Raw genomic sequence first — 13,532 nt, 5'->3', positions numbered from 1 at the left:
GTTAATTTTGAGTTTGTTTTTACTATATTTGGTATATTCAATTTATAGTAATTGAATATACATTGATAGTCTGTAAAATTGCTACTAAAATGAAGATTATTTGTACTGAAATTCCTGATATTCTCATAATTGAACCTGAAGTCTTCCAAGATGATCGTGGCTTTTTCTTTGAAAGCTATAATTATAAAAAATTTGCTGAAGCTACTAGCCATTTATTTAACTTTGTCCAAGATAACCATTCTTACTCCAAACAAAATGTTTTGCGTGGTTTACACTACCAAATTCGACAACCACAGGGAAAGTTGGTCAGAGTAGTTAGTGGTAGTATATTTGATGTTGCTGTAGATATCAGAAAAAGCTCCTCGACCTTTGGTAGGTGGATAGGTTATGAAATCAACGCCGAGAACAAACGCCAACTTTGGATACCACCAGGGTTTGCTCACGGTTTTGTTGTACTTTCAGAATTTGCCGAAGTCCTTTATAAAACCACAGATTACTATGCACCCCAGTATGAACGATGCATCCTTTGGAATGATCCCGACTTGGGAATAGACTGGCGTCTCACCACATCACCAATCCTATCTATTAAAGACAAGGCAGGTAAACTTTTTCCAGAGTCCGAAGTTTTCACTCAATGCCCTATTTTAGCGATGAAGTAGATGATTGTGGTTGTGGCGTAAACTGTGGCAGCATTTTTGCAAAATGAACTAAATATGGGTTTGGAGGGCGATCGCTACATGCTTATATCTTTGTTCATTATTCACATAATGATATCCGCTAACTTGACATTAAAAAAATATTAAAAATACAAACTAATGCTTTAGAATCAGTATTTTCAAGTATTAATTTATGAGTAAATTAATTCTAATAATCGGTAGTAATGGTCAAGTAGGTCAAGAACTAAAACAAATTTTATCAACCTACGCCAATGTAATTTCAGTTGCGCGTCCCACTGTAGATTTTGCCCAACCAGATACTATATCCAGTGTAATTAGAGAAAAGCAACCAAAAATTATCATCAATGTTGCTGCTTATACTGCGGTTGATAAAGCTGAAAGTGAACCAGAATTAGCAAAAGCTATTAATGCAACAGCCCCGCAAATTCTGGCACAGGAAGCCAAAAAACAACAAGCTTTTTTGATTCATATATCTACTGATTACGTTTTTGATGGCAACAATTGTCGTCCTTATCAAGAAGAAGATCAAACTAACCCCTTAAGTATCTATGGTCAAACTAAACTAACAGGAGAAGAAGGTATTCGCGAGACTTACAATCATCATCTCATTCTACGTACTGCTTGGGTTTATGGAACTTTTGGTAAAAGCAATTTTGTCAAAACGATGCTACGACTAGGAGGAGAAAGAGAAGAAATTCGGGTTGTCGCAGATCAAATCGGTAGTCCTACTTGGGCGAAAGACATAGCAGAAACCATAGCTAAATTAATACCCCAATTGAATTCAGAAATTGCTGGAACTTACCACTATACCAACAGTGGCGTTGCTAGCTGGTATGACTTTGCTGTGGCAATTTTTGAAGAAGCCCAACAATTAGGTTTTCCACTGAAAATCCAACGAGTTATCCCGATTACTACTCCCGAATATCCTACACCAGCCCACCGCCCAAGCTACTCAGTTCTAGCATGTGCCAAAATAGCAGAGATTTTGGGAAATCATCCGCCCCATTGGCGACAAAGATTAAGGAAAATGTTGCAAGAGTTATTAGTTAGTAGTTAGTAGCTATTTTTATATTGCTAACTAATATTCAATATCTTCTAAACCAATACTTATGAAAGCATTAATTCTTGCTGGCGGTAAAGGTACTCGTTTACGTCCTCTAACTTATACAGGGGCAAAACAACTTGTACCCGTTGCAAATAAGCCAATTCTATGGTATGGCATTGAAGAGATGGTTGCCGCTGGTATAACTGATATTGGTATCATCATCAGCCCAGAAACGGGAACAGAAGTACAAGCTAAAACCGGAAATGGCGATCGCTTTGGAGCAAAAATTACCTATATCTTACAAGAACAACCAGCAGGACTCGCCCACGCGGTGAAAGTTGCTTATCCCTTTTTGGGAGATTCGCCTTTTGTGATGTACTTAGGCGATAACTTAATTCAACAAGGCGATTTAAGCTACTTTCTGCAAAAATTTACTACTCAACAGCAAGATGCGATTATTCTCTTGCGTCAAGTAAATAATCCTAGCGCTTTTGGTGTAGCTAGGGTTGATGAAAGCGGACGAGTTTTGCAGTTAGTCGAAAAACCGAAAGTACCCCCTTCTAATTTGGCATTAGTGGGGGTTTACTTTTTTTCTCACATTATTCATCATGCGATCGCCTGTATCCAACCTTCTGCACGAGGTGAACTCGAAATTACTGATGCTATTCAATACCTTATAGACCAGCAAAAGCAAGTCCTAGCTTGTCAATTGGAAGGCTGGTGGCTAGATACTGGTAAAAAAGATGACTTATTAGAAGCAAATCGCCTGATTCTTGATACCTATTTAAACACAAAAATCTTAGGGGAAATAGATGCCGAAAGTAATATAATTGGGCGAGTTCAGATTGGCGCTAATTCTAAAATAGTTAACACTACTATTCGTGGTCCTGTAGTCATAGGTAACAATTGTTATTTAGAAAACTGCTTCATAGGCCCTTACACAAGCATTGCCGATCATACCAAACTGATTGAAAGTGATATAGAACATAGTGTAGTTTTAGAAGGTGCTAAAATAACAGGAATTCATCAACGTATTATTGACAGCGTGATTGGACAAAGGGCGCAATTAACCACTGCTCTACGGCGTCCGAAAGCCTTGCGATTTATGATTGGTGATGACTGTCAAATCGAATTAACGTGATCTACTTTTTAACAGTCAACTATTATTCAACGCATCTTATTGCCAAATTAATTGCTTCTTTACCCAATCAGAAAAATTTAGATTTTAAGGTAGTTATCATCAACAACTCTCCTGATGATGATTCAATTAACAATCTTAAAAATGATTATGTAATTATTTTAAATGCTGCAAATAATTTGGGTTTTGGCAATGCTTGTAATCTTGGGTTGAAATATATATATACTGAAGACTCACAAGCTATTGTTTGGATAATTAATCCAGATGCATATTTCCAAGAAAATCATTTAGAGAAACTCCAGTTATTTTTGAAATCTCACCCTGAAATTTCTATTCTTGGTACAGTTATTCATACTCCTGCTGGTGAAGTTTGGTTTGCAGGTGGTTATTTTAATGCGAAAACAGGCGAAATTTCAAGTCTAAATCTATTTACCGATCCAAACACAGATTATATTAAATGTGATTGGGTAACAGGTTGTAGTTTCATAATTAATCTCTGCAACTTTGGAGAATGTCCTTTATTTGATCCTGCTTATTTTCTTTATTATGAAGACTTCGATTTTTGTCAACGTTACGCCCAGCAAGGACATCTCATAGCAATCACTCAAGAATTTGGAGTCATACATCAGCCTTCTTCTATTACAAATAAATATATCTTCCGAAAAATAACAAATAGCACCTATGGTTATTTATTAAGTTTAGATAGATATACAAATAAACTAGTTTTCAGCTTGAGATTAACCAGGCTGATTTTTTATGCGTTAGTCTTGATGTTTATCAAACCTCAGATAGGGTTGGGTAAAATTTATGGAGTTTTTATTTATTGGTGGAAAGGACGTAATGAGTGAATAACAAGATTCCCAATGTTAGACTAAGGTTATCTGACTGAGTTTTGAACTACAAACAAGTGTTATGGTTGTGCAAAGTCTACCCCGTTACTACTCAACAGCAGAGTACTTGGCACATGAAGAAACTGCTGAGTACCGCAGCGAATATTGTGATGGAGAAATTATTCCAATGACAGGAGGTTCGATTAATCATAATCAAATCATTATTAATTTGATTATTGCTCTAACTCTTGCCCTTAAAGAACAAGGTTACAGCATTTATGCCAATGATTTACGCTTATGGATTCCTCGCTATCGTCAATACACTTATCCAGATATCTTAATTATTAAAGATGAACCTATTTTTGAAGAAGGACGTACTGATACAATCCTCAACCCTTGTATAATTTTCGAGGTTCTATCGAAATCTACAAGCAGTCACGATCGCGGCGATAAATTTTCTTATTACCGTTCTATATCTGAATTCCAAGAATATATTTTAATTGATCAGTATTCAATTCACATTGAGCAATTTAGTAAAACATCAGATGGAAATTGGTTATTTAGAGAATCTGATGCTCAAGATGGAATTTTGACTCTACTTTCAGTTAACTGTAAAATACCATATCATCAAATTTATGAGCGAATTAAGTTTGAATAAATGAGCGATTTATTAATTAATTTATCTGTGGTATTTTCTCAGCCTACAGGCATAAGTAATTATGCCAAAAATCTTTTTCCTTATTTAAAATATCTTCATCCTACTTTATTAACTGCTCTAAATTATCCAGAATTTAAATGTTACTCAATTCCTGGTAATCTGACGCCTGCGGATGGTACAAAAGGGCATTTTGATCGCTTAGTATGGACACAGTTTCAATTACCAAAAATATATAAAAAGCTAAAATCTCAACTAATTTTCTCCCCGATTCCAGAAGCGCCACTCTATTCTAATTCTCGTTTTGTCGTGATGGTTCACGACTTAATTCCATTGCGTTTTCCTAAACGTTTTTCGCCTTTGACACCCTACTTTCGCCACTATATTCCCCAAGTTCTTCAGCAAGCGCAACACATTATTTGTAATTCCCAAGCTACCGCTAAAGATATTACTGATTTTTACCAAATTCCTGTGAGGAAAATTACGCCAATTCTTCTAGCGCATGATGTTAATCATTTTCGACCCTTTGTAGAAGATGTGGGGATCGGGGATCGGGGATCGGGGATCGGGGATCGGGGACAGGGGGGACAAGGGAGACTAGGGGGACAAGGGAGGAGTTTTTCTGGTTTAGCTTCTCATCTCTCCTGTCTCCCTATGTCCGCGTTATCAAAATCTTGCCCTTATTTTCTTTATATTGGTAGACACGATCCTTATAAAAACCTCAACAGACTCATTGCTGCTTTTGCCAGCTTACCAAATCATCATGATTACCAATTGTGGTTAGCAGGACCACAGGATCAGCGTTATACTCCTGTGTTGCAAGCACAAGTTGAGGAATTGGGTATCGGTAAGCAAGTCAAATTTTTGGATTATGTTCCCTACAGCGAATTACCAAAAATTATCAGTGGGGCGATCGCACTCGTTTTTCCTAGTCTCTGGGAGGGTTTCGGTTTCCCGGTTCTAGAAGCAATGGCCTGCGGTACTCCCGTAATAACCTCCAATATTTCCTCTCTCCCAGAAGTCGCTGGTGATGCTGCGATTCTGATCAATCCTTATAATATCAGAGAAATTACAGAAGCAATGGATAAAATTGCGACTGATACACAACTGCGCGATCGCCTATGTATTGCTAGTATCAACAGAGCAAATCAATTTAGTTGGGAAAAAACAGGACTAGCAACAACAGAAATCCTGAAAAACTTTATGTGTTTGTAGTGAGGACTTTAGTCCTTTTTGAGCGCTAAAGCGCTCACTACAAACCCTTTAACTCTTAAGGAGTTCCCACTGCTCCAGAGTAAACTAAACCCCGTTGCATATCCATTGTAAGAATCGAGCCATCTCGAATTACTTGTGTGGCTTTCTTGACGCCAACTATCACAGGAACGCCGAGACGCAAACCGATGACTGCTGCGTGACAAGTGAGACTCTCTTCCTCAGTAATAATACCTGCGGATTTGCGAATTACTTCGACAAAATCGGCACTGGTGCGGGGTGCAACCAAAATATCACCAGGGTTAAAGTTACTCACATCCATACTGGTGTGTGCGACTCGTGCGCGACCACTGACCGAGCCTTGTCCGAGTCCAATTCCCCGTCCTAGTATCGCTGTTACAACTTCTACTTTGATCAAGTCAGTGGAGCCGGAAACGCCTTGCAGTGTACCGGCGGTCATGACTACCAAATCTCCTTCAAAAACAAGATTATTTTCTAAGGCTACGTTTAAGGCTGCTTGGAACGTTTGACCAGCTGAGGGTAATTCTAATACCAACAAAGGTTTGACTCCCCATACCAGTTGCAATTGTCTGGCGACATTTACATGGGGTGTAATTGCTAAAATAGGTGTCCAAGGACGGAATTTGGAAACGTTGCGAGCTGTGGAGCCTGTTTGAGTCAAACTCATAATGGCTGCGGCTCCTAGTTGTTGAGCGATTTGTCCTACTGCTTGGCTAATTGCGTTCGGAATGGAGCGCTTTCGATCTCTAACTTGGCTAGCGTTATTGTTTTGGATGTTTTCTTGCTCAATTTTTTCCGCAATCCGCGCCATCGTCGCCACAGCTTCAACTGGGAACTTACCAACAGCAGTTTCATTGGAGAGCATCACCGCATCCGTACCATCGAGAATGGCATTTGCCACATCCGACACTTCAGCACGGGTAGGACGGGGATTGCTGACCATGCTGTCTAACATCTGGGTGGCGGTGATGATGGGAATTCCCAAGCGATTAGCAGTAGCAATTAATCGCTTTTGCAACATGGGGACGTCTTCTGCTGGTAGTTCTACACCTAAATCGCCTCTAGCAACCATCACCCCATCACACAAAGCCAAAATTGCTTCCATTTGTTCGATCGCTTCGTGCTTTTCAATTTTGGCAATTACTGGTACATTTTTACCAGCGCTGGAAATTAGCTCCTTAATTTCCATGACATCTTGGGGGTTGCGAACAAAGGAAAGTGCTACCCAGTCAACACCTTGATCCAGACCGAACATCAAATCTTCACGGTCTTTGTCGGTCATGGCTTTAATGGAAAGGTAAACTCCAGGAAAGTTTACGCCTTTGTTATTGGAAAGAGTACCAGGGACGGTAACACGACAGTGGAGATCACCTTTTTCTTTGTCGATCTCCTCAACGACCATTTCGACTCGTCCATCATCAAGGAGAATTCTCGCCCTTACAGGTACTTCGTCTGCTAAATAATCGTAGGTCACGCAGCTGATTTCTTGTGTACCAACTATTGGACGATTGGTCAAGGTGAAGCGATCGCCTTTTGCTAACACTATCGATCCATTATCAAACTTGCCCAAGCGAATTTTCGGCCCTTGCAAGTCTTGGAGAATTCCCACCGGTTGATTAAGTTCAAAGGCTGTTTGCCTAATTAAGCGAATATTACGCTGATGATCAGCATGGGAACCATGAGAAAAGTTCAATCGAAGTGTTGTTGCACCAGCTTCAATAATAGCTTTGAGCATTTCTGGACTGCTGGTAGCAGGGCCAATGGTGGCAACAATTTTGGTACGGCGTAAAGAGTCTTTCAATTGCATACGGGGATGAATCTAGGGAGCTACTCAGGGAATTAGCTTCACCAGGGGTTTATGAGGTGTATGGGTGTAGGAAAATCAAAATCCTTACCATCACATCCTTACACCCTTACACCCTAAATTCAGTTATCAGTTGTCAGTTGTTCAGTTGTCAGGTTGATAAATGGTCACTGATCACTGTTTACTGTTTACTGTTGGCTGATTTAATGGCGGTAACTTATAGCGGGTTAAATATCAAAGCTAAAAGCTTCGACTCGAATCATACCGTTATTTTGCCCATGATATGCGAAGATTATCGATAAATCTTGCTACACAAAACTTTAAAACTTTATTATTTTTCAGAGCGGATTGAGTGCTATCACTTTTCCTCTAGGAGAAACTGAAGGGAAATGTTTTTTACTTTACCCTTTTAGCTTTACCCTGACTTGACCCTTAGTTAACTAGCAAAATTTGATTAATGAAGGAGTTCACGATGCTGACGTCGGAGGTACAGAAGCCACTGACAGTCCCCCCCAAAGAATTGTTAGCGCCTCCTGGTGGCTTCAATCCGACGCTGCTAATGTTTTTGGCAGCTGTAGCGATCGTTGTATTATCTTGCCTTGGTTACTGGGTTTGGCACTGGCCGCACTGGATATCATTTGTGATGAATATCCTTGCCTTGCATATTTCCGGTACGGTAATTCACGATGCCTGTCACCAGTCTGCCCATCGCAATAAGATCATTAATGCGATGTTAGGGCATGGTAGCGCTTTGATGCTAGTTTTTGCTTTTCCGGTGTTTACACGGGTTCATTTACAGCATCATGCTCATGTCAACGATCCGAAAAACGACCCAGACCATTTTGTCTCTACAGGTGGTCCACTGTGGTTAATCGCAGTGCGTTTTTTCTATCACGAAATATTTTTCTTTAAAAGACGTCTCTGGCGGAAGTATGAACTTCTAGAATGGTTTCTCAGCCGCTTATTTGTGGTGACAATTGTCTTTACCGCAGTTCATTATCATTTTTTGGGTTACATTCTCAATTTTTGGTTTGTACCTTCTGGTATCGTAGGGCTAGCTTTGGGATTATTTTTTGATTATTTGCCCCATCGTCCTTTTGCGGAACGCGATCGCTGGAAAAATGCTCGTGTTTATGCTAACCCAATTCTCAACATTTTGATTCTTGGACAGAATTACCACTTAATTCATCATTTGTGGCCTTCTATCCCTTGGTACAATTATCAGCCTACATACCATCTCATGAAACCCCTGTTAGATCAAAAAGGTTGTCATCTATCTTTAGGATTACTCCAGAAAAAAGATTTTTTTGATTTCCTTTACGACATTGTTTTAGGAATTCGTTTTCATGGGAAAAAAGCAGTGGATTAAGCTCATCCTACATCAAGCTCGGAGTGTGATTTCTCGGTAATGGGTAATGAGTAATGGGTCAATTACCAATTACCCATTACCTATTTCAACCGAGACTATAAGCGTTCAAACGAACATGATATAAAATATCAATGTTATTTGCTTTGATTGCAACTTGTATACAATAGTTATTCGTGAGTGATAGTACGCAAAATACTAGCTCAAATCATCACTGGTGATCAAGATGAAAATTTCGATGTGGAGTACTATTGGACTGCTAATTACTAATTTTGTTGTGGTTGGAATTGTAGCGTTTTTGATTTATAGGGATAGTGTCCAACCTAACCAGAATCGATCACTTGGTGAACATAGGTTAGTAATCAGCAAAACTTAAGGGGCGACATTTTTGTGTAATTGCAAGTCTTGCATTTTAGGAGCAGGAGTAACTATCTGCACTGACCAATAACTGACAACCATTAAAATTAAACCAGAGATCGTTCCTAGCACCAGCCCTATTAACAAAGCTGGTCTTTTGATAAAAATTGTCATAGTGGAATTTATTGCGTGACTATCATGATCAAAAGCTTGGTTATTACTCTGTGCTGATGAGATATTTTGCAGTTCCAACTTTTCATGATCTTGGATTGATTTGTAGATATTAGTTGGTGAGACTAATGTCTCTGGAATTGTGAATTTGCTTGTTTGGTCGATCAACTGTGGTGCTAATGTTTTGTGTTCTCCAGAAATTAGATAAGTATCCTCTTCTGGTGGTAAGGTTTGAGGTGAAAATTTGAATAGTAATGTAGAATTTGCTGCTTGAGTGGATGTGTATAAACTAGCCAAAGGTAGCAATGCTGATAGTGCTTCTTGTGCTGATTGATATCGGTCTTTAAAGTGATAATGCACCATCTTATTGAGTACTGAGGCTAACTCAAGATTGACTGAGGTTAGGTTTTGCCAAATTACTTCACCTGTATGATGATCTTCTGGTAGATGTGTCGGATGAACTCCCGTTAGTGCTTGGATACCAATCATACCTAGAGCATAAATATCACTATTAGGACGGGGTTTACCTCGCTCTTGTTCATGAGGCATGTATCCAGGTGTACCGATCGCAATGGTAGTATTTTGATCATGGGAAATAAAATCTTTGATCAATTGATTCCAGATGGGTTTCACAGCACCAAAATCAATCAAGATTAAGCGATTATCTTGCTTACGTCTGAGAATGTTGCTTGGCTTAACATCGCGATGAATCAACCCCTGATTATGAATAAAATTCAGGATTTCTAAAACTTCTACCAGTAATTGAAAGACTTCCGTTTCTGACCAACGCTTACCAACAGGAAGTTCTGCACTCAGGGGATGTCCATCAATGAATTCCTGTACCAGGTAAAACTCAAGATTATCTTCAAAATGAGTCAGAAGATTGGGAACTAGGTCATAATTGTCCAGCTTTTTCAGGGCTTCTGTTTCTCGAATAAATAAACGCCTACGTATTTCTATTGGTATAGGACATTTATTACTTGGTAAAAAATGCTTGACTACACAGATAGGACAGTCGTAAGAGTAGATGTCCTGCGCTATATACGTTTGACAAAATATACCTTGACTTAAAACCTGAACAACTTGGTATCGCTCTCCTAGTAACTGACTTAACATTATTATGGTGTATCTGACGATTACATTAAGTAACTTTACTTAAGACTAATTTACTTATAAATTTAATATATAGTTTCCACTAAAATAGATTTACCTATAACCACCAGAAGTAATATTTAAATCTTATCAAGAGTTATCAGGAGTGCATTCAAAAATAGCGAGAAATTCGGAATTTTAAATTCTTAATTTAAAATTCCGAATTGGTATAATCCAGTAAACGCCAGTAACAAAAGATGACTAATGAACGCAGAAGAGGCGTACCACTGAGCAAAGACGCTGTACAAATAGTCAGAGGTCTAATTGTCGGCGAACTCATCACAATCATAATTATTGGTGGACTGTGGTTATGGCTCAGACCGCGCTTGCAAATTGATAACGGTACTTTCTCAAGACCTATGAGTCAAGGTACAAGTACTACCTCTGGTCGTAGTGATTCAACTTTCCAGACAATTACTAACGTTCCCATTGGCTCATTCAAACATGGTGGAAGTACTGCTTGGGCGTCAATTAGAACATTAGTTGATGCTCAAATCCAAAATGCTCGCCCAGAACTACAGTTACTCTATGTAGACCCCACCAGTAGCAGTCCGGGTTCTGGATCGGGAATTCAGATGTTACTTGACGGGAAATTGGATTTTGTGGAATCTTCTCGTCCCCCCAGCGCCGCAGAACAGAAAATCGCTACTCAACGAGGTTTCCAACTTGCGTCACGTCAGGTTGCTGTTGATGGTATTGCGATCGCAACTCATCCATCGCTGCAAGTCTCAGGTCTGACTGTGGAACAATTACAGCAGATTTATTTCGGAAAAATCACTAATTGGAAACAACTAGACGGACCGGATCTAGCAATTACCCCCTTCTCTCAACGCCCGGAAAGTGCAGATACAGTCATCTTTGGTGACAAAGAAATTTTAAACCAGCAAACTTTTGGTTCTAACATCCAGTATGTTTACTCTCCGACAGAAGCACTGCGCCGAGTTAATCAGACTCCTGGTGGTATTTATTACGCTGCTGCTCGGACAATAGTATTTCAATGTACAGTTAAACTATTAACTGTGGGTTTAGATTCGACAAAATTAGTTTCACCCTACATTGAACCTCCAGTATCGAAAAATCAGTGTCCCCAACAACGCAATCAAGTCAATACAGAGGCTATTAATGATGGTAGTTACCCAATAATTACCAAGTTATATGTAATTACTAAGCAAAACAACAGTCAACAGCAACAAGCAGGAGAAGCTTATACAAATCTTTTGTTGACTGATCAAGGACAACAGCTAATAGAGGAGGCTGGTTTAGTCCCGATGCGCTAAGGGTAAACACCAATCAGGACGCAACTTTTGGGCTTGACGTAAATAGATATGAGACACTGGAGCAGATACAGGTAAATAGACATGAACTAAAAAGCGAATGCAATGTTTTAAACTGCTTTCGACATGCATTTGTTGTACATCTAGCATAGCGACAGTATCCCAGTGGGGGCGTTGGCGTGCGATCGCAGCCGGAAAAGTTGCATCCAAATCCTGCGTGACTGTAAAAGTAATGCTAATAATATCCGACGGATGCAGTTGATTACGCTTTTCCAACTCATCTAATAGTTCCATTACTGATTCTTGCATTGCCTCAACCGTATTTTCTGAAACGGTTGTTGCGCCGCGAATCGCACGCATTCGCCACTCCACCATTTATCCTCCTTAATTAATCAAGAGTCAAGAGTCAAGAGTCAATTGTCAAGAGTCAATTGTCAAAACTTTATGCTATGAGCATTTGACAATTGACACTTGACATTTTTATGGTCTATACAACCACAAAGGTAGACCACTTGTAGACACTTCAAATTCTAGCCAGCTAATTCCAGATGCAGCCTGACGATTCCCTGGTAACAAGCGGCTCAACAAAGGTTTTCGTTCTTCTAGGGTAAAGACGGGTGTTTTTTCCGGATCAAGACCAACTAGTTCTGCTGCCCAGCGACGAGCATCTTCTTCAGTGCCTAACCTGTCTACAATCCCTAATTCTACGGCTTGCTGACCAGTAAAAATCCGACCGTCAGCAAAAGTTTTCACAGTTTCTACGGCTAAATTTCTTCCTTCGGCGACTGTTTGCACAAACTGTTGATAACTTGTATCAATCAATTCTTGCAAAATATTCTGTTCTGGTTCAGTCAGTTCTCGGTCAAATGCCAAAATGTCTTTGTAAGGACCAGATTTAATTACCTTGAAGGACACACCAACCTTTTCGAGCAGGCGTTCTAAGTTGTTGCCACGTAAAATTACACCAATGCTACCCGTAATTGTCCCTGGGTTAGCCATGATGTGTTCAGCGCCCATCCCAATGTAGACGCCACCAGACGCAGAAATATTACCAAAACTAGCTACGATTTTTACTTTTTCACGTAAGCGTTTGAGGGCGCTGTAAATTTCTTGTGAATCACCAACCGTACCCCCAGGGCTATCAATACGTAGCAGTAAAGCTGGGAATTTCTTTTCTTCTACGGTTTCTAGGGCTTCTAGTACGCGTTTGCGAGTGTTGCTAGCGATCGCACCAGTAATTTCAATTCGAGCTATTTGTTTACGAAATCTAGGCTTAAAAGGCCAAACCATGTGCAGTCAAACTATTTTGGATTTTAGATTTTGGAGCCACTGCGCCCTTGGAGGTTCCCTCCGTTGTAGCACGTGGCGTGATTTTGGATTGACCCCACGGATAAATCTGGGGGCTTGTACCATCAAGGGATTATCGGTCAACAATACTTTTAAAATTGACATACTCACCGCTCTGAAGAGACGGTGATTCTTGACGCTTCATCGGATGATGCTATCGAAATAGTCTTATTCTTCCTCTGCGCCCGTTTAGAGTCGTGGCAATGCCCTATCCCGACTTTGTTTATATTTCTTTGCTGCATTTTCGTCTCCGTCGTGTTCAGTGCCACAGTTGAGGCATCGAACCGACCGAACTTTCAAATCCAGCTTACCCCATTTGTAGCCACATTCGGAACAAATCTGACTAGTAGGCTCCCATCGATGAATGAGGTGAAAGGTTATACCAAGCTTTAATTATGTGACGATTAAGTCTACGCCACAATAAGATAATTTTATTCAAAAAAATATTTTTATATATAAAACTTAACTATACCAGCTTATTGT

The 13,532-nt window shown here is 39.7% G+C and carries 13 protein-coding genes; 8 read left to right on the top strand and 5 right to left on the bottom strand.

The features are described 5' to 3' along the window. Positions 1–89: 89 nt before the first annotated feature. The 6 genes from rfbC (at position 90) to ACE1AT_RS12260 (ending at position 5,560) form a co-directional block, all read left to right on the top strand. Complete coding sequence (gene rfbC / locus ACE1AT_RS12285; RefSeq protein WP_374868619.1) at positions 90–659, top strand: dTDP-4-dehydrorhamnose 3,5-epimerase; 570 nt, start codon at positions 90–92, stop codon at positions 657–659. A 190-nt stretch (positions 660–849) separates the two neighbouring features. Next, positions 850–1,734: a dTDP-4-dehydrorhamnose reductase gene (gene rfbD, locus ACE1AT_RS12280; protein WP_374868617.1), complete on the top strand. Its 885-nt coding sequence runs from the start codon at positions 850–852 to the stop codon at positions 1,732–1,734. Between the two features lie 52 nt (positions 1,735–1,786). Continuing rightward, complete coding sequence (locus ACE1AT_RS12275; RefSeq protein ID WP_374868615.1) at positions 1,787–2,863, top strand: glucose-1-phosphate thymidylyltransferase; 1,077 nt, start codon at positions 1,787–1,789, stop codon at positions 2,861–2,863. Further along, positions 2,860–3,708: a glycosyltransferase gene (locus ACE1AT_RS12270; RefSeq protein WP_374868613.1), complete on the top strand. Its 849-nt coding sequence runs from the start codon at positions 2,860–2,862 to the stop codon at positions 3,706–3,708. The genes ACE1AT_RS12275 and ACE1AT_RS12270 overlap by 4 nt, the downstream gene beginning before the upstream one ends. Before the next feature lie 64 nt (positions 3,709–3,772). After that, positions 3,773–4,348 carry a Uma2 family endonuclease gene (locus ACE1AT_RS12265; RefSeq protein ID WP_374868611.1) on the top strand — a complete coding sequence of 192 codons (576 nt, stop codon included), beginning with the start codon at positions 3,773–3,775 and terminating at the stop codon, positions 4,346–4,348. Further along, positions 4,349–5,560, top strand: coding sequence for a glycosyltransferase family 4 protein (locus tag ACE1AT_RS12260; protein WP_374868609.1), 1,212 nt, complete (start codon positions 4,349–4,351; stop codon positions 5,558–5,560). It abuts the gene before it with no gap. 55 nt (positions 5,561–5,615) lie between these two features. On the opposite strand, the gene pyk is transcribed toward ACE1AT_RS12260, so the two are convergent. After that, on the bottom strand, positions 5,616–7,385 hold the full coding sequence (pyk, locus tag ACE1AT_RS12255) for a pyruvate kinase (protein WP_374868607.1): 1,770 nt from the start codon (positions 7,383–7,385) through the stop codon (positions 5,616–5,618). A gap of 469 nt (positions 7,386–7,854) precedes the next feature. On the opposite strand from pyk, the gene crtR reads away from it, so the two are divergent. Next, positions 7,855–8,751, top strand: a complete 897-nt coding sequence (gene crtR / locus ACE1AT_RS12250; protein ID WP_374868605.1) for a beta-carotene hydroxylase — start codon at positions 7,855–7,857, stop codon at positions 8,749–8,751. A 369-nt stretch (positions 8,752–9,120) separates the two neighbouring features. On the opposite strand, the gene ACE1AT_RS12245 is transcribed toward crtR, so the two are convergent. Next, positions 9,121–10,392, bottom strand: coding sequence for a protein kinase (locus ACE1AT_RS12245; RefSeq protein ID WP_374868603.1), 1,272 nt, complete (start codon positions 10,390–10,392; stop codon positions 9,121–9,123). Positions 10,393–10,625: 233 nt separating this feature from the next. Here ACE1AT_RS12245 and ACE1AT_RS12240 point away from each other — a divergent pair, with 233 nt between their 5' ends. Next, positions 10,626–11,705 (top strand): PstS family phosphate ABC transporter substrate-binding protein, encoded by a 1,080-nt coding sequence (locus ACE1AT_RS12240; protein WP_374868601.1) that lies wholly within the window; start codon positions 10,626–10,628, stop codon positions 11,703–11,705. Here ACE1AT_RS12240 and aroH read toward each other — a convergent pair. The 3 genes from aroH to ACE1AT_RS12225 all read right to left on the bottom strand — a co-directional run bounded on the left by aroH (position 11,688) and on the right by ACE1AT_RS12225 (position 13,388). Continuing rightward, a complete protein-coding gene (gene aroH / locus ACE1AT_RS12235; protein WP_374868599.1) occupies positions 11,688–12,077 on the bottom strand; it encodes a chorismate mutase in 390 nt (129 codons plus the stop codon). The genes ACE1AT_RS12240 and aroH overlap by 18 nt on opposite strands. 105 nt (positions 12,078–12,182) lie before the next feature. Next, positions 12,183–12,992 (bottom strand): signal peptide peptidase SppA, encoded by an 810-nt coding sequence (sppA, locus tag ACE1AT_RS12230; protein ID WP_374868597.1) that lies wholly within the window; start codon positions 12,990–12,992, stop codon positions 12,183–12,185. A gap of 246 nt (positions 12,993–13,238) precedes the next feature. After that, the gene (locus ACE1AT_RS12225; protein ID WP_374868672.1) at positions 13,239–13,388 is read right to left on the bottom strand and encodes a zinc ribbon domain-containing protein; all 150 of its coding nucleotides are present in this window, start codon (positions 13,386–13,388) and stop codon (positions 13,239–13,241) included. Positions 13,389–13,532: the final 144 nt, after the last annotated feature.

Origin of the sequence: Pelatocladus sp. BLCC-F211 (assembly GCF_041928655.1) — a bacterium.
Classification (GTDB): Bacteria; Cyanobacteriota; Cyanobacteriia; order Cyanobacteriales; family Nostocaceae; genus Pelatocladus.
This window is presented reverse-complemented; position numbering and strand designations above follow the sequence as displayed.